At 35.9% G+C, this 23,926-nt stretch carries 15 protein-coding genes; 5 read left to right on the top strand and 10 right to left on the bottom strand.

The window, feature by feature from the left end:
• Positions 1-120 precede the first annotated feature (120 nt).
• The 7 genes from J2Y60_RS07985 to J2Y60_RS07955 form a co-directional block, all read right to left on the bottom strand.
• A complete protein-coding gene (locus J2Y60_RS07985; protein WP_309915879.1) occupies positions 121-1,320 on the bottom strand; it encodes a PQQ-dependent sugar dehydrogenase in 1,200 nt (399 codons plus the stop codon).
• A gap of 83 nt (positions 1,321-1,403) precedes the next feature.
• Positions 1,404-4,205, bottom strand: coding sequence for a glycoside hydrolase family 2 TIM barrel-domain containing protein (locus J2Y60_RS07980; protein ID WP_309915876.1), 2,802 nt, complete (start codon positions 4,203-4,205; stop codon positions 1,404-1,406).
• Between the two features lie 104 nt (positions 4,206-4,309).
• The gene (locus tag J2Y60_RS07975) at positions 4,310-6,181 is read right to left on the bottom strand and encodes a glycoside hydrolase family 44 protein (RefSeq protein ID WP_309915872.1); all 1,872 of its coding nucleotides are present in this window, start codon (positions 6,179-6,181) and stop codon (positions 4,310-4,312) included.
• Positions 6,182-6,307: 126 nt separating this feature from the next.
• Positions 6,308-8,056, bottom strand: coding sequence for a hypothetical protein (locus J2Y60_RS07970; protein WP_309994584.1), 1,749 nt, complete (start codon positions 8,054-8,056; stop codon positions 6,308-6,310).
• 345 nt (positions 8,057-8,401) lie between these two features.
• Positions 8,402-9,667, bottom strand: coding sequence for a glycan-binding surface protein (locus J2Y60_RS07965; protein WP_309915868.1), 1,266 nt, complete (start codon positions 9,665-9,667; stop codon positions 8,402-8,404).
• A 67-nt stretch (positions 9,668-9,734) separates the two neighbouring features.
• Entirely contained in the window at positions 9,735-11,372 is a 1,638-nt protein-coding gene (locus J2Y60_RS07960; RefSeq protein ID WP_309915865.1) for a RagB/SusD family nutrient uptake outer membrane protein, read from the bottom strand.
• 36 nt (positions 11,373-11,408) lie between these two features.
• Positions 11,409-14,594: a TonB-dependent receptor gene (locus J2Y60_RS07955; RefSeq protein ID WP_309915863.1), complete on the bottom strand. Its 3,186-nt coding sequence runs from the start codon at positions 14,592-14,594 to the stop codon at positions 11,409-11,411.
• A gap of 689 nt (positions 14,595-15,283) precedes the next feature.
• Between J2Y60_RS07955 and J2Y60_RS07950 the strand changes: the two genes are divergently transcribed.
• Both J2Y60_RS07950 and J2Y60_RS07945 read left to right on the top strand, forming a co-directional pair.
• Positions 15,284-15,682 carry a DUF3244 domain-containing protein gene (locus tag J2Y60_RS07950; RefSeq protein WP_309915550.1) on the top strand — a complete coding sequence of 133 codons (399 nt, stop codon included), beginning with the start codon at positions 15,284-15,286 and terminating at the stop codon, positions 15,680-15,682.
• Positions 15,683-15,895: 213 nt separating this feature from the next.
• Complete coding sequence (locus J2Y60_RS07945; protein ID WP_309915861.1) at positions 15,896-17,272, top strand: hypothetical protein; 1,377 nt, start codon at positions 15,896-15,898, stop codon at positions 17,270-17,272.
• Between the two features lie 98 nt (positions 17,273-17,370).
• Here J2Y60_RS07945 and J2Y60_RS07940 read toward each other — a convergent pair whose 3' ends face one another.
• Complete coding sequence (locus tag J2Y60_RS07940; protein ID WP_309915858.1) at positions 17,371-19,110, bottom strand: sensor histidine kinase; 1,740 nt, start codon at positions 19,108-19,110, stop codon at positions 17,371-17,373.
• A gap of 38 nt (positions 19,111-19,148) precedes the next feature.
• On the opposite strand from J2Y60_RS07940, the gene J2Y60_RS07935 reads away from it, so the two are divergent.
• On the top strand, positions 19,149-19,790 hold the full coding sequence (locus J2Y60_RS07935; RefSeq protein WP_309915855.1) for a response regulator transcription factor: 642 nt from the start codon (positions 19,149-19,151) through the stop codon (positions 19,788-19,790).
• Between the two features lie 201 nt (positions 19,791-19,991).
• Here J2Y60_RS07935 and J2Y60_RS07930 read toward each other — a convergent pair whose 3' ends face one another.
• Together J2Y60_RS07930 and J2Y60_RS07925 are read right to left on the bottom strand one after the other, a co-directional pair.
• Positions 19,992-20,927, bottom strand: a complete 936-nt coding sequence (locus J2Y60_RS07930; RefSeq protein ID WP_309915853.1) for a metallophosphoesterase — start codon at positions 20,925-20,927, stop codon at positions 19,992-19,994.
• Between the two features lie 107 nt (positions 20,928-21,034).
• Positions 21,035-21,970 carry an ATP-grasp domain-containing protein gene (locus tag J2Y60_RS07925; protein WP_309915850.1) on the bottom strand — a complete coding sequence of 312 codons (936 nt, stop codon included), beginning with the start codon at positions 21,968-21,970 and terminating at the stop codon, positions 21,035-21,037.
• Between the two features lie 361 nt (positions 21,971-22,331).
• Here J2Y60_RS07925 and J2Y60_RS07920 point away from each other — a divergent pair, with 361 nt between their 5' ends.
• Positions 22,332-23,018, top strand: coding sequence for a response regulator transcription factor (locus J2Y60_RS07920; RefSeq protein WP_309915847.1), 687 nt, complete (start codon positions 22,332-22,334; stop codon positions 23,016-23,018).
• Between the two features lie 64 nt (positions 23,019-23,082).
• Positions 23,083-23,916, top strand: a complete 834-nt coding sequence (locus J2Y60_RS07915) for a UDP-2,3-diacylglucosamine diphosphatase (RefSeq protein WP_309915845.1) — start codon at positions 23,083-23,085, stop codon at positions 23,914-23,916.
• Positions 23,917-23,926 lie beyond the last annotated feature (10 nt).

Here is a 23,926-nt window from a genome sequence, read left to right as displayed (position 1 = left end):
GGATAATCATTTTAGTTGGGAGTGGTAAGTTGGGAGTCTTGAAGTTGTAAATTATTAATAAACAACATTATATAAACACACTAATTACATAACTTCTTACAAATTACCACTCACAACTCATCACTTCTTAGTCACTAATTGATACAATGCTCCTTTATCACTTCCTAGTAGCACTGTTAGCAAATACACCTCACCTGCTTGGTCTTCGCCAAAGCTGTAAATATGCCAGTTGCCAGCCTCTTGCGAGATAGAAAGTTTTTCTCTGTTCCATTGTTCTTTTTTACTATCAGTCAACGCCCATACAGGACCTGTCCAGTCAGCAAAAATATATTTTCCATAAAGTGCCGGAATTTGTTTACCTCTATACACAAAGCCTCCTGTAATACTCAATCCGTCTGAGTGGGGATATTCTGAAATAGGATTAATCCAATTTTTGGGGTCTGGGTCGTTCGGGAATTTTTCGTGTAATCCTTCTCTGATTCTCCAGCCATAATTACCGCCTTTTGTTACAAGGTCTACTTCCTCATAATTATCCTGACCAACGTCTCCTACGAATAATTCGCCTGTCTTTTTATCAAAACTTATACGCCAAGGATTTCTGAAACCATAAGCAAAAATCTCAGGGCGTACCTCTGATTTTCCAACAAAGGGATTATCGCTTGGAATACTGTAAGGCAATTGTTTTACATCAACCCTAAGGATTTTCCCTAAAAAATTGCTTAGGTTTTGGGCATTACCAAACTCGCCATGTTTATCATTCTGACCTCCACCATCGCCTACAGCAATGTATAAAAATCCGTCTGGGCCAAATTTTAAATCTCCACCATTATGGTTAGATTGTGGCTCGTTAAATTCCAATACTGTTTTAGCAGTACTTTCATCCACAGTATTCTTATCTTTGCTTGAAACGGTGTATTCTCTGATTAAACTTTTATGGTCAACACCTTTCGTACCATTTGCTACAGGAATACTACAGTATACATACAATTTGCCATTTTTAGCAAAATCTGGATGAAAAGCCAAGCCTAAGAGTCCGCGTTCTTCGTAGCCTTTTTTCTTAACTACTTCGTCAGTAATATCCAAAAATAAGGTTGGTAATACTTTCCCTTTTTGAATGATTTTGATTTTGCCTTCTTGCTCACCTACAAACAACCTGCCTGATTTATCATTTGGTTCAGCAAAAACCGTTGGATGTGACAGTTGGTCTGAAATCAGTTTTGTATCTACTTTAATGGTAGAAATTGCTTCCTGACTATAACCCGAACAGCTAAATACTAAGCTGAGGAAAAATATATTGCTAAGTTTTTTTATCGTTATCATGTTTTCTAATGGTAAATGGGTGAATTGTGAATGAGTGAATTATTTTTTTGAAAAAACAACTTCATTTATTCACAATTAACTAACTAGTTTTCAATAGCTTTATTTTTAAAATCAAATAATATTTTACCCTTAATAGGCGTGTAATTCAGCATCATATTTTTCTGACTTTGAGGGCCATATAAATTAGCTGGATTAAACTTTGCCCCTATCGGACTAATACCATTTAAGAAACCAATATTCCCTGTAGGGAACGGAGGACTTGTATTATCATTGGTCGCACCTTTAGGTTTTTGGGGTTGAAGCATCTGCAAAAACATATTTTCGTCTTCTGCATATACTGTAAAGGCACTTTCTTTGGTTTCAATCACTACCCATTTCAAATCTGAATGATAGCCTTTGAATTCTGGATATTGAAAGTCCTCCCCTGTAATAGCATCGTTATAATCTTTATGCCATACCCCATATTTCAACCCTTTCATGCGATTTTTCCACACTCTGAAAGGCCCACGCCCCAACCATTTCATGCCAGTAATGTTATTTTCTGGATAGTTGAAGGTAATTCCCATAAAATCGGCATCGCCTTTTTGTGAATATTGATATGAAAGTTCTGCAGGTTGATTGCTCGAAAATTTCCACCATACATTAAAACTTCCGCCATCACCACCGTAGTTGACGGCTACTTCATAGCCATTGGCAGTAGGATAATGTTTGAACGATTTTAGGGTAACATTTACCCCTGCCAAACTAGGTCCATTTGACAATGAAATATCTGATTTTGCATTATTTACTTTAGATAAATAACCAGTAGTTTTATCAAAAACATAGGTAATATTATCAGCCTTAATCGTCAAGAAATTACCTTCTTCGCTTGCCTCAATTTTAGAAATAGTACTTTTTGAAGCGATTATCTTTGTTGTTCCTTCTTGTTCTTCAGGTATTACCCACGACCATGTGAAAATCTCCTTACCATTCGGGTCGGTTGCTTTTAAGTAAAGTGCTTCACTATCTGTCCAATTGCTAGGTAAATTCAATTTCAGATAACCTGTTTCACCAGCAGGAATAGAAGTAAATGCAGGCTTTCCTGTTTGATTTACGATGGCTTCTAAAGACTTATCACTTGGCTTGGGGAAAGAAACCAGTTGCCATTCAAAAGTACATTGATTCAAATCGGTAAAGGAATAGTGGTTTTCAACAGGCAGTTTTCCTTCAAACGTGCGGGGTAAGTATTTTTTTGTAATCCTTACAGGCGACCATATTTCCTTAATAGCATAAAAGCTAGCTTCTTTTTCACGATGTGGTCCCAAAATTCCATCTGGTGCATTGTTACCAAAGCCATCAAGGATACCGTTTTTATCCGTTCTTACGACGGCTTCATCTACAAACGACCATAAAAAACCGCCTGAACAATGGGGGTGTTTCAACATCAAATCCCAAAAGTCTTCCAACCCAGCCCCATGTCCGCCATCATACAAACCGTGCATAAATTCGGTTGGCATCATGATGTCTTTATCGTACAAAACGGCGTTTGCTAAATAATTATAAGTAATATAATGTTTTGAATCGAAACCATTGAAACGCTCCCAAGGGTGAAACACTGGACGTTTTTGTGGGTCGTACAGGGCAAAATCATTATCTAATCCTCTATTCCAACCGCCTTCGTTACCATTGTCCCAAAATAAAATAGAAGGGTGGTTTACATCACGAATCACTACTTCTTTCACGAGCTTTCTGCCGGGAATAGTGTCGTATTTGTTTTGCCAGCCTGTCAATTCATCCATCACATATAACCCAAGTGAATCACAAACATCTAAAAAATGAACATCAGGAGGATAATGTGACATCCTAACGGCATTCATATTCATTTCTTGCATCAATTTTACATCATTGATGCTTATTGATTTGCTGGTAGTTCTCCCTGTTTCAGGATTAAAAGAGTGTCTATTAGAGCCACGAAGCATTACCTTTACGCCATTCACATAAATACCGTCTCGCTTTCTGACCTCGATACTTCTAAAACCAAATCGCTGAGTGCGTGTATGAATGATACCTTTTTCATCTTTCAATGACACCTTTGCCTGATACAAATTAGGGTTTTCAGCATTCCATAATTTTACTTGTTGAAAAGCTTGTTTCAAGACGGTCTTCTCGTCAGCAGGATTGATGTTAGTAGAAATCAACGCTCCTACATTTTGTCCTGCCAATGTTTGTACTTGTACATCGAGACTATGATTAGCAGTAGTTTTGGAAGTAAAAACATCTACAGAAAAATTGCCATCTGCTTTTGCATCAATAGCCAAACGCTCAATAAAACTTTGCGGTACTACTTCCAGATAAACAGGACGATAGATTCCACCAAAAGCCCAAAAATCACCATGACGTTCGGCAACATCAATTGACCTATTGGCTGAGGCTTTGTCGACTTTTACTTCCAGTAGGTTTTTACCTGTTTTTAATAACCCTGTAATCTCGTACTGAAATTGATAAAAGCCTCCTTGATGTACATCACCCGCCAATTTTCCATTGATTTTCACTTCAGTATCAGTCATTGAGCCTTCAAAAATGATATAGACCCTCTGACTTTTCCACGTCTTCGGAACGTCAAAAATATGTTTATAAAGCCCTTGCTCGTCTGCCTTAGTTTCCTCTTTCCGATTTTCAGTACCATAACTATACTTGCCAAAACCTTGTAGTTCCCAATTAGAAGGTACAGCAATTTTAGTCCACTTCCCGCTGTTCATTCCTTTGTTACAAAAGAAATCCCACTGTACGGTATGGTCTTTATCAGTTCCAGAAAGGTAAACTTTTTGGCTCTCTTGAGCGAATGCATTCAGTGATAGCAAAAAAATGCTTACCCAGAAGGCATAAAATAGTTTGTTTTTTTGCATACTAATTCATTGAAGGTTTAATTTTTCATTCATGCGAAACATCAGTAAAATATTTCTGCATAAAATTCTAAAAAACAAAGCACTTCACTGTATGTATTTACTTGTCATAGCGCTAAAATCTTCTTGACTATCACCGTTTTATCATTCGATAATTTGAGAAGATAAGTCCCTGTTTTTAATTTTTGATTCACTTTGATAATCGTATCACCATCGGTAATAACCTGAGTATAAATTTGCCTTCCAGCTTCATCCATAAGTTCCAACTGCTTGAATTTTTCAGTACCAGCATCCACTGTAAATTCATTGTTACACGGATTAGGGAAAACTTTAACAGTATTTTCAGGCTCTGTTAAAGTCCCTAAAACAGCGGAGTATTGTCCTAATTTGCCAACTAACTGTATCGAAGTAATTGACATAGCAGGGAGCGTAAGCGAGATAGCATTGTTATCTATCAATACGGTACCCTTGTTTAAAGCATTTTGAGAGTGAGAGACAAACGTTTCTGTAGTGGGTAATGATTTTAAGGCAAGTGATGAGGCACTTTTGCCTGTTAAAACGAAGTTGTCAAAACTTAAGGATGTAGTTTTCGCACTTGTGGAAGAACGATTTATCAACACGACTGTCATCGAGTCTTGCGTGGCATTGATACTTGGATAAGCCGAAACAAGGGTTTCATCTGATGAGCTACTTTTGATGGAAAAGCTTTTATTATACCTACTAAACAAATGGAGTGTTTCCCACATTCCTGTACTCCAAGACCACGGTGTAAAAACCTCTACTTCATTTTTCATAAACTCGCCTAAAGTAGAGCCATACCAAACAGCCATCGCAGTAGGGTCGGTGATATTCACGCCAGATTCAGTCAAGCCCAGTTTTACTCCATGATTTGTACCTAGGTATTTATCTAGCCAATCGTTTACTCGTCCAAAAATATATTCTTTATTCAACGAATTATCATACCCTCCATTCACTACTTTTACGCCATTTGCTTCTGGATACACATAATTTCTATCAAAGAATACACGATGATATTGTACTACTTCATCAATTTTGTTACTACTTGGATAAAAATGTATATCTAAAACGTCTAATAACTTAATACCAGAACTTTTTTGTTCATCAGCCACTCTTTTAATAAAATATTCTAGCCACGGGTAGGTTTTACCATCCGCATTAATGGCTTTTGACCAATTATACCATTGCCATTCATTGGCTGTCACTGGCCCTACTAATTTAATAGTAGGAAATTTAGCTCTGGCTTTTTTTGCCACCTCGAAATACTTCTGCATAAATTCCTCCGCTGAAATCTGAACAGGCATTACATCATCGTGGGTGCCGTTCCATATTTCCACTTCGTTATCCATGTTCCAATACAGCAATTGGTTTTTATCCAAGGCTAAATCTTTAAACCAATGGTCTAGAATAGCAACGGTCGAATCTGCTGGCCAATTTTCAAGGTATTGGTTAATGTCTCCTTCTATCTTAGCTTTAGACCCCGTAGGGTTTGGTGTACCATTGCCCGCTAAATTCTGATTAACACCTTCCCACCACTGTGATTTATTATAATCCCAATCTGGAAAATTCGCTTGATTGGTTTTGGCTACTTTACCTAACAATTGAAACGCCCACATCCCTTGAGCAGTAGGCATATTGCTTTTCAGTGACTTTGCCGCTACATCCCAATCGTTGGCATAAACATTATTATACCAGTCGGGATGAGAGGAAAGCTTTTTTCGCCAATTATATTTTGTGCAGTTATTTCCACCGCTTTCTCTAAAAAAAGTTACGCCTGCATCTTTTAGCATCGTCCAGTTAATGTCCAATACCTTTCCTGGGTCTGTGGTAAGCGAATTGTTTCTTCCATATATGTATGGAGAGATAGCTTTTTTTTCAGCAGCAGCATCAATCTTAATTGATACTTGTGGATTAGCAGACATGCCTATGCAAATGAATATGGCTAAAATATATTTCATCATATTTTAAGTAATTGAGTAAGTTAATGAATGAGTCATTTAGTGATTAGCAAATTACCTTTTTCCATTATATCGCTTAATGTTGACTCATTACTTTAGCATGAGTAGTTACAATTCTTTATCAAAAATTTACTTTTTATCAACTACCATACAAATAGAACCGAAAGCAGGAACGATTACCTTTATGCCACTGCCAACGAGTGCAGAACGAGCCTTGACGGTCATGTAATCTGAAGGGCCACCTGCTGCTCCTTTTGGTCCAGTGCCATTCACAGATACTTTTCTTGAAAATTCGCCATTATCGTTACTGCCTTCTAAGCTGTACCAGTAATAGCGATTACCGACTAGAAAGTTTTTCGTTTTCACCTCTACTGTGAGTGGGACGCTCGTTGTATTAAGTAAGGTTACGTTTACTTGACCAGCACTATACGTAGAAGCATAAGATTTGATGGATGTTGCCACATTGCCAGTAACGGTGGATGAGACTAGCCTGTCGCCAATGAGTTTCTGGAAGTAATACATATAATAAAATGAAGGACGAGGATTCCATCGTGGGTCGTCGCTACTGCCACCGTCACTAAAAAGCCCGTGGTCGTTTCCATTTTCCCAGCCATTTAATAAATCCCAACGAGCCGACAATCCATATTTATTTTTAATGGCTTCACCTTGAACGATAATTGCAAAAAGTCCACTTATATTAGATACTTGTTGCTTCAAATCAGCAGCCCACATATTCCATTCTGTAAAAGCAATAGGTTTTATTTCTCCTCCATTACTTGTAATCTCATTACTTACAAAACTCATCATCTTTGCAGGCACAGAAAGGGCTGAACTAAGGACTGTGGCTGCATTTGACTTTTGTTGATAAGGTGTAATATAATTATGTACTATATAAAAATCAGCCTTATTGTTGAGTTCAGGAATCAGGGTTGAATTCCAAGTTTTGGTAGTATTATTCTGCCAAGATTCTGTGACAGATTCCTGCATTACAGCTCCAATCTTGATTTTTGAGCCTACCTCAGTCGCAGCTTTTCGCATAGAATCGGCGTAAACTTTAAAATGTTGGGCATATAGTTTTCCTGTCAAAAACTCAGGCTGACCATCTTTGTTTTTAGTAACGTCTATCCTATAACCCGCTTCCCAATCGGCATAATTTTCATTTCCTATTTCCCAATATTGAGTTCTTCCTTTATCATACCGTACCCATTCAGCCGCTAAATGGGCGGCAGTAGCAACGGGATTAGCACTAGTACCATAGCGAGCAAAGCCATAATTAATCGTAATAATGCCTTTATTATTACTTTGCTTCAACATATCATAATAGTTATTCAATGAGGCCCTCCAATTATCGGTGGTTTGTCCATAGCCAAACCATGCATCTTCTGCCACACCGTCTTTGTTTATATATTTATCTGGTAACCCCCATTCTTTCATGTATTGAGCAGAGGGTGTTTGTCGGTTTTTATTATTAGGGTCTTGTGTAGGGCTGGCATTCCAAAAATAGCCATCACTACCACTACCAGCAGGCCAACGAATGATGTTTGGTTTGAGGTTTGTTACATCTGTCATAAAACTAGGCTGATCTACAAAAGTTCCCATCCAAGTATTGGCATTATGTCCGAATATTTGTTGGGGTATCTTGGCTATAATATCCGAAGCATCTACGGTAACAGTAGTTAAGGCTTCTGTGGGTGCTGTAAAGTCTGTGTAAGCAGGAACTACATAATTTTTAGGTTGCCAATCGTCCAAGAAAAAACCAACGGTACTAGCAATGTTGGGTTCAACTGGCGGAGTAACTGTAATGGTGGTGGTATCCTTTGGTGTTGTAATGATATTTTCTTCACTTTTTGAGCAAGAAAAACCCAAGAAGAGTGACACTCCAAAACATAGTAGTGGGTTGAAACATTTCATAATTACGAGTAGCAAATATTTTAAATTGGATAATATAAAATAAGGACGTTTGAAAAAAAATCCTTCTAAATTTTCGTAGAAGGATTTTTAAAGTTTAATAAACTATGTCTGTAATGATACAAATGAAGCTGTTTAAACTTTCTGTTTCATAGGTGAAAGTATTGTATTTTTGAATTGATTTTTTCAAAATTTGCGAGGCATAGCATCGCTACGCTGAGAAAATTTTGGAACAAGCTATTCAAAAAAGACTTAGTTTAACCCGAAAGGGAAAGTTTAAACAGCTTCAATAATACCTACCATAGTTTTCAATTGCTATTTTCTTGTCGTTCTTACAATACGAAGGTTATCTACAGCAATTGCAATCTTATCAATGTCACTATTTTTAGGAGTCGTATTATCAAAGAAGAAAACAAATTCAGCTCCACCATTATTTCCGTCTGCGCCAACAATATCGCTAATTGAGCTCGCCGAAGTACCTGTACCATCTGCTGTTCTGAATTCAGTTAATGCGATTGTTTGAGTAACCCATCCAGTAGTTGAATAAGCCTTTCCAGCGGCTCTCCATGGTTCAAATCTTGCTGCATAATTTTTGCCATTTGCTTTTATCAGGAAAGAACCAGAAGCCCAAGGCTGCTTAACATACATTTCAAACTTTAAAGAATATTGCTCTACTCTATTAGACAAACTATCTTTATTAAATAGTGGGTTTCTTAAATCTGTAGTAAGCCACAATGCTCTACCATCTGCGTTCCACCAAGCATTATCGCCAGCTTTTGTCACCGTATTTTTTTCAAAATAAGCATAAGAGCCTCTAGCACCAGGATAGTCTGTTGTACTGTTTTTCACAAAAATATTCCACATCCAGTCTGCCCATTGTTTGTCGTCAAAATTGGCAAAAACTGCTGTACCAGAATTTAGATTGAAAGGAGCTACCGTTTTAGCTTCACCAAATTTAGTAACTACCTGAATTGGGCCTGCTAGTGTCAAGTTAGCTGGCACTTTCACCTCAATTTTATCTCCTTCTTTAGTTGCCTTAAAATCAGTCACTTCAATATTTCCTGGAAAAACCACTTTCTGTACTAAAAGAAAATTAGCCCCATTTAATGTAATCGTTGTTCCGGGTAGAGCATTTTCATTATCTATCCAATAAATATTGGGTGGAGGTGGCAATAATGTAAAATCATACGTTACCTCTCCATGACTTGTTACAATTCTAATTTTATTAGGAACTGTTGCCATTGTTGCTTCGGTTGGTGCTTCTTTGGGAAGTCTAATAATTAAGTTTGTATTAGTGTTATAATTGGTATTGAAAGAAGCTTCGTAATCGTTGAAATACACTTTGATGATGCCTCCTAAATTTTCACCATTAATCACTAAAAGTTTATCATCAGGGATTGATGATACAAATGTGCTGTCTTTATGTCTGGCAATAGTATCTAAAAGATAAACTTTCTTGATTACTGGCGTTCCCGTAGATATTGTTTCTAGCTCGGAATCCTTGCAAGAGGATAATATAGCAAGCGAGACGATTATTAAAAACCCCAGCTTACCAAATATATGATTTATTGATTTTTTCATCTTCTATGAGAATTTATTGAAAGGAGAGAAATACTCTCCTTTCAAATTTTACAATTTATACTTGAAACTAAAACTTGTAAGGCACTGGTGGTTTTCTCAAGTTTGGAGCCATTGCCAATTCAGTATCTGGATATGGCAAAAACATTGTTGCATCATTTACCGTAAAAGTACGTGGTACTACAATTGTAGTAACAAATTCACGTATTCTACCATTAGCATAAGTACCAGGTTTGATTTCAATTTTATAATCTCCTTTTTGTTGAGCATTAATAATTGCCTTTGCTTTTGTAGGATTGTAGTAATACAAACGAACAATATCATACCAAGCATCACCTTCTACAGCAAACTCGTAGCGTCTTTCATGTAAAATTTTATCAATATTGATTGATGTTACCGACGGTAAACCTGCACGATTGCGTACGGCATTAAAATACTTGAGTGCTTCAGGGTCAGTAGTTGAGGCATTATTACCCAAAATAGCTTCGGCATAAATAAGGTACACATCTGCCAAACGCTGCATATATGTATTGTTTCCAGTAGCTTGAACCTGCCCTTTTCCATCATTGTCGTCTGGTGTACCAACAATATACTTTTTGAAGTGGGCAATGTTAGTGTATGTACTTGCGTTAGGAATACCCTCAGACCAACCTCCGCCTTTTTTGTTTAATTCAGGATAATGGTCACCCGGGAACATATACGTTGCTTTTCTACGGATAGAATCTATTGGGTCAAGGTTTAGTATATAGTCAGCCGATGCACCATGACCACCACCCCAGCCATCAGAACCTCCAGTGATTGTACTATTTTCTGCAAATTGAGATTGGAAACCATTACCAACACCCCAAGGATCACGCAATGGAACCCATTGTAAACCAAATAATTGCTCTGGATTATTGTTGTTTTTAGTATAAAATAAGTCTGCATAGTTGTCCATCAATTTGTATGGACTGTTCAAGATAACATCTTTTGCATAGTATTTTGCACTATCTAAATACATCTGGCTACGTTGTCCATTCGTTGAATTCAAGCCCGAGCGAGTCAGGTAAAATCTTGCTAACATCCCTTCGGCTGAAAACTTTGTTAAACGTCCTGAAGTAGAAGTTACAGGAAGATTAGCAATAGCGAATTGCATATCACGAATGGCAAATTCCCAAACACTTTCTACCGTATTTCTTGATAGCGTAGTATCCCCTCCTTGCTTGATGTTATCCGTAATAATAGGTACAGGCCCCCAGTTTTGTACTAAAAGAGAGTATGCCAAACCACGCATATAACGTGCTTCACCTAGTGCTCTATTCTTTGCTGCTGCCGAAACCGATGGTTTAGCATAAGTATTTATATTGCTCATTAATACATTAGATTGAGCAATGATATTATAAAATGATGACCAAGAGTCTTTTAAAGCTCCATTTGTATTAGATACTGCAAAAGAACAGAATTGAAGCCAGTCGGCTACATAAGGCGTAAAGAAGTTACCTCCTCGGCCATCACCAAAAGCTAGTAACGACTGTCCGTTCGCTCCTGCCCATACTTGGTTGTATAATGCCCCTGTTGACGTTAATAATTCAGCATCTGTATTGAAGAAAGTACCCGCAGTAAGGTTACTTAAAGGGGGTCTTTCTAGGAAATCTTCTTTACAACTACTTGCCAAACCACAAATAGTTAAGAATAAGAACATATATTTTAAAAAACTATTTCTTTTCATTTTCTTGATGTTTAAACATGGTAAAATGTACGATGATTACAAGTCTGCCGACAAACTAAAAGTGTACATTCTTGAAGATGGATAACGACCGTTATCAAAACCAGGAACGTTAGAAGAGTTTCCTACTTCAGGGTCATAACCAGTGTATTTTGTGATTGTAAAAGCATTTTGAACCCCCGCAGTAAATCTTAGTCCGTTAATAGGCAAGTATTTTTTAAGGATTGCTTTTGGCAATGTATAGGTCAACGTGATGTTTTTAGCACGTAAATATGAGCCATCTTCGATAAACTTATCTGTAGCACGGTTATTACCATTTGGTGTATTACCTACTCTTGGTACTTGAGTACCTGGGTTTAGCAACACGGCGGTTTCGTCATAACTACTCGGTCTAGCAAAGTTGATAACTTCTTTGTAAGCACCACGGATAAGGTTTGTAAAACCAGAGTTATTTAATTTCAATTGATTAAACACTTGGTTTCCATAAGTACCTTGCATGAAGATAGACAAATCGAAATTTTTGTAAGAGAAACTGTTATTGATACCAAAAGTAAATTTAGGCCAAGGGTTTCCTACGATTGTTCTATCTTGATCATCAATTACTTTATCACCATTAACATCCACAAATTTTACGTCACCTACCCATACGCCATTTTGACTGATAGGTACGTTGGCAGGAATAGCACTATTGATTAATTGTTGGTAAGTTTGGAAGATACCATCATATTTATATGAATAAAACTGCCAAAGTGGTTGACCAATATCTGAGCGAGAAATCACATCGGTAAACCATGGTTTACGACTAGCAAAAGCTCTTTCAGTATTTAGTTTCAATAATTTATTTCTATCAAATGAGATATTAAATCCACTTTTCCAAGTTAAAGAACCTGCCGTTTTTCCTTCAATAGGTACTGTATTGATTGAAAGACCAATCCCTTTGTTTTCTAAGTTACCAAGGTTAACAACTGGAGAACCAATAGCACCTGTACCTGTTGTACCTGCATAAGCTGGTAATGGGAGCTCAGTGATTAGGTTACTAGTTTTTCTGATGTAGGCATCAAAAACTACTTGAATTCTATTTTTAAGGGCATGTAAATCAAAACCGATGTTATAAGACTGTGTACTTTCCCATTTCAAATCTGGGTTAGCGAAATTGGCTGCTAAAAAGCCTTGACCTGTTTGTGTAGGAATTGCGTTCAAAGAAGCATAAATAGGTTTGCCATAATATTGGTTACCCGTTGTTCCCATTTCTAATCTTAATTTCAAGTCATCAATAGAGCTCACATCTTTCATGAAATTCTCTTTAGAAATTCTCCAAGCGGCTGATACAGAAGGGAAAAAGCCCCATCTATTGTTTGGACCAAAGTTTGAAGAGGCATCAGCTCTATAAGTTGCTTGAACAATATATTTATCATCAAAAATATAGCCAACGCGAGTGAAATAAGATTCTTGTGAACTTGCATCTCTACTACTACCACTGATTGATGTCTTTAAATCTCCAGCAGATAATTCTGGAATGTTGTTACTCGTATAGCCTGTAACACTTCCTGATAAATTTTCAGAAAAGCTATATTGAGACTCATGTCCCATCGTAACATTGATGTCGTGTTTCTGAAATCTCTTCGAGTAATTTAAGCGTTGGTTTGTGCTCCAATAATAGCTATTACCAGCATATCTTCTTGATGAAGTAACCGAGTTGGTTGCACCTTGTGTAATATTATTTACCCCAAATTGGTAAGATGGATTAAAAATCGCTCTGGTGTCATTACCATAAGTACCATTAAATTCAGCATGGAAAACAAAATCTTTTAGGAACGTCAAGTCAGCATATACCGCACCGAAGGTACTTATACGTTTGTAAACATTACTATTTGTATAAGCTAATGCCACAGGGTTCGTTACAAAAACGTACGATGGCGTAGTTGGAGTAACGTTTTGTGGACCACCCCACGAGCCATCACCGTTTTTAAGCGGAGTAGCTGGCGATTGTTGAATAGCTGTACTAATGATTTGGTCGTCTCCGATGGAAAGATTTTCATTAGTCCCTGAAAGTGACAAATTAGTCCCAATCTTTAAATAGCTACGTAATTTATTTTCAAGGTTTAATCTCAAAGATTTTCTATCAAAACCTGAGTTAGGTGCTAGTCCATCTTGATTCAACAATTCGAAAGATAGATAATAAGTTGTTCTATCATTCCCCCCACTTAAAGAAAGCTGTTGTTTCTTCATGGCAGCAGTCTTAAACAAAGCAGTTTGCCAGTTTGTACCTTCGCCTAGGATTGAAGGGTCTGAAAATTCAGCCTGACGACCATATCCAGATACATCAGCCCAAGCATTGCTATAGATTGCATACTCTTTCAAGTTCATTACAGGTAACTGATTTGGCAAAGTCTGGAAATTATACATACTTGTAAAATTAATCCTTGTATCACCAGCCTTTCCTTTTTTAGTAGTTACTACAATTACCCCATTAGATGCTTTAGAACCATAGATAGATTGTGCCGAAGGGCCTGTAAGAACGTTCATCGATTCAATATCATCGGGGTTCAAACTTGCAAGAATATTTGACTGTCCGTCTGATTCAGTATTGTTTGGAGGCACAATTTGTACCCCATCAATTACATACATTGGTTGCGTATTACCATTGATTGAAGAAACCCCACGAATATATACTGATGAGGCACCACCCGGTTTACCAGAGTTACTTGCCACATATACGTTGGCAGCACGTCCTTGAAGTGCTTGGTCAAGCGAAGTATTTACAGTTCTCTTTATTTCGGACTCGCCAATGTTGGTTTGCGAACCTGATAGATAACGTGTTTTTTGCGAACCATACCCTACTACAACTACTTCGTCTAATGAAGAAATATTTTCTACTAAGGTAATATTTATCTTTAGCCTACCATTTACTTTTATCTCTTGAGAAGAGTATCCTACAGAACTAACCACTAAAGTAGCATTACTACCTGCTTCGATGGCGAACTCTCCTAGCGAATTTGCAGTACTGCCCGATGTAGTGCCTTTTACTAATATACTTGCACCAGGTACAGGTTGGTTGTCCTGACTAGAAACAATTTTACCAGTAATTTTTTGTGTTGGACCCGCTGCTTTTTGTGCTGATACTTCACCAAGGTGAAATACGAACATCAAAACAATTAATGACAATTTTAAAAATAATTTTTTGTCCACTTTTGGAGGATCACTGCTTTGGAAAGTTGTTTTCATTGTAAATGAATTTTTGGGTAAAATGTATTTAAAATATGAGAGGAAACTACATAATTAAAAAAGTTAAACTTTATACCAGTATAGTATAATAAATAATAGTACAAAATTGGGTTTAATTTGTACTATATAAATCAGGGCTTTCCCCTGATTTAAAAATCAAGGGTTTACCCTTGGTTTTCAGGCAAAATGATGGAATTTGACTAATAGAAGAAGTATTTGAACTATATGGATATTATATCAAGGAAAGCATAATAGTATTATAGAATACTACATTCCATCATATAAAGAAGAAGCAGTGATTTCACAAGGATAAATATTACTTTGAAGGAGGCAAAAATGATTATTGAGGATAAATAATAAGGTAATGTTAACGAATGGGTAGTGTAGTTATATTTTTTAGACTTTAAGATTTAAGCCTTTAGACACAAGAACTGTCAACCTATGAATATTGTAGTTATATGCTATCGCTAGTAATAAAATGGAAAATATGAATGCTTTTTTATAGCCAGCCTACCAAAATCACCGTTTATCAATTCCGCCAACCGACCATTCCTTTTTCTATTGAAACTATCACTCTATCTGCTAATTTTGAATCAACAATCTAACAACAAAACATCATAATCAATTAACAGACAGTGGTTTAACCTCTAGACAATCATAATTTTAACCGTATCTAAACAAATCAAAAAATGAAAACTTTTGCTCAAATTATCGCTATTGCCACTTTAACTACTTCTTCTATCTTTGCTAACCCTATCGCTGGTGAAACCAACGTAAATGCTAACAAAACTAACAACTTCGCTATCGGTATGTACCAAAGCGTGGGAACTTTAGATATGCACCTCACATTGGACAAAGTGGTGGGAAAAGCAGTTACTGTTACCATCAAAGACAAAGACGGTAAAGTAATACACAATGAAAGAATCGCAAAAAGTGCTCGTTCGTATCATGGTAAATTCGATTTACAAGCATTAAACGACGGTACTTATTCTGTAGAAATTACGGATGGTACTGAAAAAATCACTCGTACAATCAATATTAACTCTGCTAAACCACAAGAGGTAACAAGAACTATTGTAGTGGAATAGGCTAACGATAAATCTTATACAAAGGGCGACTATCAAAAAATTGATAGTCGCCCTTTATTTTTAGGCTCTTTTAAAGAGAATCATCGTTCATTGAAGAGATTGCGTTATTTTAAATTCACGTTAATATTATCAGAAAGGATGTCATGTTTGGGTTTTATGATTAGTTTTGTACAATACCTTATTATCAAAACACATTTCAAACTTTCTATCTCTATGAAAAATATCAACTTTGGTATTCTCCTATTGTTGCTTTCTTTGTTAAAATTCTCTACAGTGACTGCTCAAGTACAATTTGAAACCTTTTCGTCTTTTGACAAAGCGCTAGTAAAGGCTAAAAAAGACAAGAAACTCATCTTTGTGCAAATTGCTTCTCCAAGTTGTGTCCAATGTAATGATGTAGGTCAAAAAGGGCTTTCAAGTCCTGCTTTAAAAGAAAAATTTGACATTAATTTCATTTCTCTTTCTATCAAGTTTGACGATGAGATATACAAGCAAATCATCACTAAAACTAATTTGGGTAGCTTTTCGATGGGCTCATTGTTTTTAGATAATGACGGCTATGTTTTACAAAGACTAGGTTCGACATCATCTAGCCCAATTATGTATTTAGAAATTGCTGATAAAGCTATTGCACTATCAAAGAATAATACGCTTAAAGAACTAGATATGCAATACGCCAAAGGCGAAAGAAATAAAGATTTACTAAAAAAACTTATTCAAGAAAAAAGTGCTGTCAATTTTGAAACCTATCATTTGGTAGATGAGTACATCAATTTGAATAATATCAATGAACTTTCTACAATTGATAATGCCCGACTAATGATTGAACAGGGTTTGCCACTCAATGGAAAAGCAAGGAAAATATTGTATGCACTTTTTACAACTAAGACAATTGATAGCCTTTTCTTTACCTATTCTTTGGAACAAAGGATTAAAATTAATAGTAGAGTAATAAGTTCTACTAGAAATATTGCGAAGAAAGATAAGGATAGAAATTTAGCGATGCAGCTAAGTAGCTTTATTACATCAACCTATGCAAAAGAGTATGAAAAGGGTAGGTTTTATGGACAGTCGTATTTAAATAACTTTTATAAGGATATTAAAGACACAACCAATTTTTTACAAAATGCACAAAGTTTTTGTGACTATACTTTAATGTCTTTATCTGTAGATACGTTGAAAAAAAGAGAAGAAAAAGAACGTAATACTATGTTTACACAAAGGAGACAATCACAAGGTGTTAATGGGATAACATCTTTTTCTTATACTTCACATTACTTAAAGTATGCGGAAGAGTTAAATAATATTTCATTCGATTTTTTTAAATACACCAATGATTTGGAAAAGTTAGTAAAAGCTTTAAAATGGTCGAAAAGAGCAATTGATATTTATGAAGCACTTAGTCCAGATGAAAGCATAAAACAAAACTCAAGCATGATGGATACCTATGCTTGTTTATTATATAGATTAGGGAAAAAGGATGAGGCGATAGAATGGGAGACAAAAGCAATAGATAATTTCAAAAAGCTAGGGTTTAATACCAGTAATTTAGAAAGTACCTTGAATAAAATTAAGACAGGAGTTTTGTAAAAGGCGCTTACACTTTCTTTTCTATTAGCGAGTGACTTAAGTCACTCGCTAATAGAAAAGAAAGTGTATTTTAATAAAATGTTCATTATAAACTACCCTCAAACAAAAGGAATAGCAATGGTTACCGATGTGCCATCTGATGGTTCTGAATGGAGATTAATGATACCATGTAAATAATTTACCCTTGAACGAATATTGTTCCAACCATTATTTTCGGGCTGAATTTTGGCATCATCAAACCCTTTACCGTCGTCCTCTACAGTAATAGTCAATGTCCTTTCTTCCTGATATACAATCTGAATCAATATTTCTGTTGCCTCTGCATGTTTTAGTGCATTAGTCATCAATTCTTGAATAATCCTGAAAATCATTAAGCTACTTTCAGGGGAAATTTCAAATTCTTTTCCAAAATGTTGAAAGATAATATTAGGTGAAATACTATTTTGCTTCAATATCAAATCATCTATCGAACGAATTAGCCCAAATTTTGTCAGGGCATTGGGTTGTAAATTACTCGATATTGTACGTACTTCATCACAGGCAACATCCACCATTTCAGCAATCTGCTCTTTAGAAGTACCAATATTTTCAGTTTGAAATTTAATTCTAGAAAGCAAAGTACCAAGCCCATCATGAAGTTCCTGTGATATTCTTACTCGTTCTATTTCTTGACCGCTAATTAATGCCCTTAGGGTTTCTATCTGTATGTTTTTCTTTACCTTCTCTGCATCCAGTCTGTTAAACCGTTGCCGACTAAGATAAGCATACGCCAATACCCCAATAAAAAATATAGCTAGAATAATTAACACGATATACATTTGTTGCCTTATCAAGAGTTTATCCAATTCTATGTCTGCAAGCTTTTTTTCTAAGGCAATTTTAGCAACAACCATCCGCTGTTTTTCTAATAAATTATTTTCACTAAAATCCCGAACATCACTTTCCATTTTTGAAAAATATAGCTCCTCCGTAGTCTGTCGAGCTTTATTCATAAACTCATAGGCTTTCAGGTAGTTCTTTTTTTTCAAATAATAGTTTTGTATTTCATAGTAAATCTCCTTTTGTAGCTGTATCAAAATAGTATTACTCTCCACAATTTTCTGACTCTCCAATAGTGCGTCTAGTCTTTCTTCCTGTCTGCCTAGCGCATCCAAACACTTAGATTTCACATACAATGAAAGTGCCTCCAGCCAGTCGATTTGTAGTTTTTTTCCTACTTCATAACTTATTTCAGCATGTTTTAGCGATTCGTCATATTTTTTAATACGGTAATAATAATCAGAGTAGGAAGAATGTAGCCTTCCTTCGTAGGCCTCATCTTTTACCTCTCTATTAAGCATTTCAACCCTATCGAGTATTGCTTTTACATTTTTAAAATTATTCCCATGAATATCAATATTGGCTAAATTAACTAAATGCCCGATTTCGCTGTTGGGCTGTTTCTTTCTTCTGAAATAATCAACAGCACCTTTAATGTATTCCTTTGCATATTCTTTAATAAAAGGCCTATCCATAAAATAAGACCCCAATGCTCCTCTGATATTATAAAAACTAGCAGAATCTTTCATTATCAGAAAACACTCCATACTTTTACGGAGGTTCGTGAGTGGAGAATAATTAAGTCCATACTGTTTTTCCTCACTTTTGGCATAACTCCAATAAGTATAAGCTAGCCCAAGTGTATCTTTCCTATTTTGATATTTCACTAGCATTTCATCTAGCTGTGCTTTCGTATAATTTTTACTTAAACTAGGGTACTCATCTTGGGAGATTGCTAAAGAAACCTTGAAAAGCAAAAAAAATATTGTTATTTTAGGGTATAAAAAATATTTCTTCATATCAGTTAAATATACATTTGCCAAATATTAATCACGTAATGGTACGCATTTTATTAGTTGATGATCATAAAATTTTCACTGAAGGTGTTGCTTCTCTGTTATCGACAGAGGCAGACTTTCAGGTGGTAGGAGAATGTAAAACAGCGAAACAAGTTAAGACTTTTTTACAATCAAATAGCATTGATGTAGTTTTGCTAGACATCAACCTTGGGGAAGATAGTGGGCTGGATGTTTGTAAATTTATTTCAGACAATCATCCGAAGGTAAAAGTATTGGCGATGTCTATGTATAATGATGAGAGTTTTATCACTAAAATGATTAAAAACGGTTCGTCGGGATATATTTTGAAAAACACTGGTGGTGAAGAACTTCAAAAAGCTATCAGAACGGTGTATGAAGGCAATACCTACCAAAGCGAGGAGGTAATGAATATTATCATGAGGGGGTTAACTCGTCAGAAACAACAAGAGAAAAGTCTTTATCAAATTCGTTTTACGCGTAGAGAAAGAGAAATACTAGACCTTATCGGGAAAGGCTTAACCACGAAAGAAATTGCTACTGCACTCTTTATTAGTGATAAAACTGTAGAGACTCACCGAAGTAATTTATTAGCAAAATTCGAAGTAAAAAATGTAGCAGGCTTGATTAAGCTCGCTATTGAATATGGGTATTTGAAGTGAGGAGTTGTGAGTTTATTATTTAGCGATTGAGTGAATTGTGATTGAGTGAGTTGTGAGTTAGTGAATTTGTAATTAAATAAAATTAATAATACTCCCCTATTGACAAATCACTAACTCACTCAATCACTAACTCACAATTCACAACTAATATAATCACTAAATCACAACTCACTCAATCGCTAAATAATATAATCACAACTATTAATAGCTCACATATTGATTAGTAAAAGAACCATCGTCGTATAAATCAATTACAGCATAGCCTGCTTCTGTATGCTGATATTTTCCAAACCACCAGCGGCCCGATACAGCACCATTACAACAGTAAGAAACACCATTATAATCAACACGGTCGCTTAAATGTATATGACCCGACACTGCGAGCTTTACATTTTTGTGGTGATGAAAAAGTTCTGCAATTTGTTTAGAATCTGTGTGCATCCAACTCCCTGGCACTTCCCATCGTCCATCTTTTTCTTTCATGTTATTACCATCAAAAAAAACACAGGCTGCCAAAATAGGAATATGCGATATTACCATTGTTGGTTTATTGTCAGGCAAAGCTTTCAGGTCTCTTTTTAACCAATCGAATTGTTCTTCATCCAAATTAGCCGTATACCACGAGCCATCCTTCTTTTTCTGAACGCTATCTAGCATCACAAAATGCCAATCGTTATTATCAAAGCTATAATAAGGCTTGGCTAGCCCCATTTCGTCCATTGCCCATTTTTTTCCATCTTCAAAACTACTTTGACTATCACCCTCACAACAAATATCATGGTTGCCAACGCTATGAAAAACAGGCAATGAGTTTTCAGCTTTCAATACATCATTAAATAAATCCCACTGCTTTTTTACATTTCCTTTTCTGTGTTTATGGGCATCCATCACACAGTCGCCAGAATTGATAATTAAATCGGGCTTTACTTCATTTTGTATATGATGTAAACATCTTGCAAAACCTTTAGAAGAATTCACTAAAGGAATAGCTTCTTCGATGTGTACATCAGTGATATGAGCCACCCTCAATACTCTTTTAGGAACAGTTGGTTTGTCTTCTTGTGCTTTTACTAAATTCGGAATGGATAAACCGCCAGCAATAAGCCCCATCTGGCGAAGTAAATCACGTCTTTGCATCTAATTACAGTTTGGTTGCGCAAAGATGGGTTTTTAAGATAACCTCTTAGTTTTCTGACAATTAAGCCTTTGTAAACTTTATCTATTGTTTGTAAAGGAATTGTAAACTAAGCCATTTCAAATTCAATAGGTTGGTTATAGGCTATTTGAGTGACTAATAAAATTCTACGAAAGAGTTCTTTCAAGTCAACACCTTCGTTTTGAGCAATACTTGGCAAGAAACTACGAGCATCCAGATTAGGCATTGTATTGATATCTAATACATAAATCTCACCATTATGGATTCGGATATCTGTTCTAGACATTCCTTTTATTTTCATGGTTTTGTGTAATGTCAATACTTTATGCATGATTTCCCTTTTGATGCTTTCTTCAATGTCAGGATTCAGTATTTTTTCGGTTACTCCATACGATTGTCCCGCTATATATACCTCACGGTCGTCATCAGGGCGAATTTCTAAAGGCGTCAATGCCATATAGTCTGTCCCATTTTCGTTTGGAATTACTCCTACCGTAAATTCACGGCCTGTAATATAAGGCTGTATGATATAGTTTTCTTTTTCGAGTAATTCCTGATAAGGTATTTCAGAGGCATCGAATACTAACATATTCAGGTGTAAACTTCCCATTCTGTGTTTTACGATATAACGTTCGTATTCTAAAGTAGCTACGTCACCCAACTGGATGATAGGAGGCGTTTTTACATCGATTTCTTCACAGATTTGTGGAAGATTCATTTTATCCTTGGCAAGTATCTGTATATCATAAGTACTGGCTGTATGTTTAATGGCGTGGCTATCTAACCAACGGGCAATATCTGCTTGACCAGCTTCACCGAAACCATAACATACATTAAAAACCATGTCGAATTGTTTCAGAAAATCTGCAAATTCTGTCGTAAAGCCCACAAAATGTGTTACATAAGGATAATAGTTTTCGGGCGTAGCTTTTAGGAAAGTAGCGATGGTACTTCCGAAAATATTTTCTTTCCACGGCGTAAAGGTGGAGTCAGAATAAAGAAAAATGAGTTTTTGGGCTGACATGATTTCGTGATTAATATTAGAAATCGAAAATAATATGCTCAGGAATATTCTATGATTATCAGATAATTATGGATATGTTAATTCTCTGTCATTCTTCAATCCTTTACGAAATCATAAAGTGCTGTTAATGATACGGTTACATTGAAAATGTATTTTTGCCTAGAACTTAAAACAAATCATCTCATGCAAAAAGCAAGACGTTATCTGACCGTTTTTCAACGCAATTTTACTTGGTTTATGACATCTATGTTTGTTTCATAATAAACATAAAGAAAGCATAATTCAACCTTAACACTGAGATAATCTTAGAAGAGTAAGTTTGACTAAATTTTTGAATCAAACAGTTTTTAAGATTATAAATATGATTGACCTATCTCTGAAAATCTTGTTGGTTGACGACGACCCAGATATTCTAGAATTACTTGAATACAACCTCCAGAAAGAAGGTTTTCAAACACGTACTGCCGAAAACGGTCTTCAAGGTATTCAAGTGGCACAAGAGTTTTTACCAGATATGATTTTGATGGACATTATGATGCCCATCATGGACGGCATAGAGGCTGGGCGTATTATTAAGCAATCTAAAGAATTAAAGAATTCTTACCTTATTTTCTTGACCGCCAGAACTGAAGAGTATTCGGAAGTAGCAGCCTTTGATATTGGTGCCAATGATTATATCATCAAACCTGTCAAACCAAGGGCTTTGATTAGCAGAATAAAAGCTGTTTTCCAAAGAAATATTGCTGATACAGTAGATGAAGAAAAGGTGGTTTTAGAGGATTTGATTATCAATCGCCAGAATTATTCTATTGCAGTAAAAGAATCTTCATGGACTTTACCTAAGAAGGAATTCGACTTGCTGATGTTCTTTGTCAGTAACCCTAATAAGGTGTACACCCGTGACGAAATTCTTTCAAGTGTTTGGGGAAAGGGCATTCACGTAACCGAACGTACAGTAGATGTTCACATTCGGAAAATTCGTGAAAAGATTGGTGAAGATTATATCCGCACGATTAAAGGAGTTGGTTATTTGTTCTCAAGAAACTAAATCCTTAACAATCCTTTAATATTCTGGCAATCATAGGGTTAAAGTAAAATTACAATTTTGGTTTATGAAAACGCCAAAACAATATAAAACCGTCATCATATCTGATGTTCACCTAGGCTCAGAAGGTTCAAAAGCTAAAGAAGTAACTGCTTTCTTGAAGAGTATCTCGTGCGAAACCTTAATTATGAATGGCGATATTATTGATGGCTGGCAACTCAAAAAGGGTGGTTCATGGAAGAAAAAACATACTGCTTTTTTTAGAGCTGTGTTGAAAATGATTGAGAACCATAATACTAAGGTAATATACCTGAGAGGTAACCATGATGATTTTCTAGACCAAATTATTCCTTTTCAGTTAGGTAAATACTTCACTGTTCAGCGCGACTATATTCTACAGTCGGGCACAAAGAGTTACCTTATTACACACGGAGATATTTTTGATTCGGTTACCTCACAAATGAAATGGCTTGCCTATTTAGGTGACATTGGTTATACCTTTTTATTATCCATCAATAAACTGTATAATCAATACCGTAAGTGGAGAGGGTTTGAATATTATTCTTTTTCACAGAGGATTAAGCAACGGGTGAAAGAGGCTGTAAATTATGTGTCGGATTTTGAAGAGAAATTGACGGAGTTAGCCCGAGCAAACCATTGCGAAGGTATTATTTGCGGACATATTCATAAACCAGACATTCGCCTTATTCAGGATATTACCTACATGAATTCGGGCGACTGGGTGGAATCGTTAACAGCATTAGTAGAAGACTATCAAGGGAATTGGGACTTGCTCTATTTACTCCAAAATAGTCTGGATTTAGAAGAAGAATTATCAGATGAATTAATAGATTCTGAGGCTATGAAAACTGCCAAAGGAATTTTTATGAGTATCTCTTAAAATATACCCA

This window comes from Arcicella sp. BE140 (assembly GCF_031456255.1).
In the GTDB taxonomy this organism is placed as follows: Bacteria; Bacteroidota; Bacteroidia; order Cytophagales; family Spirosomataceae; genus Arcicella; species Arcicella aquatica.
This window is presented reverse-complemented; position numbering and strand designations above follow the sequence as displayed.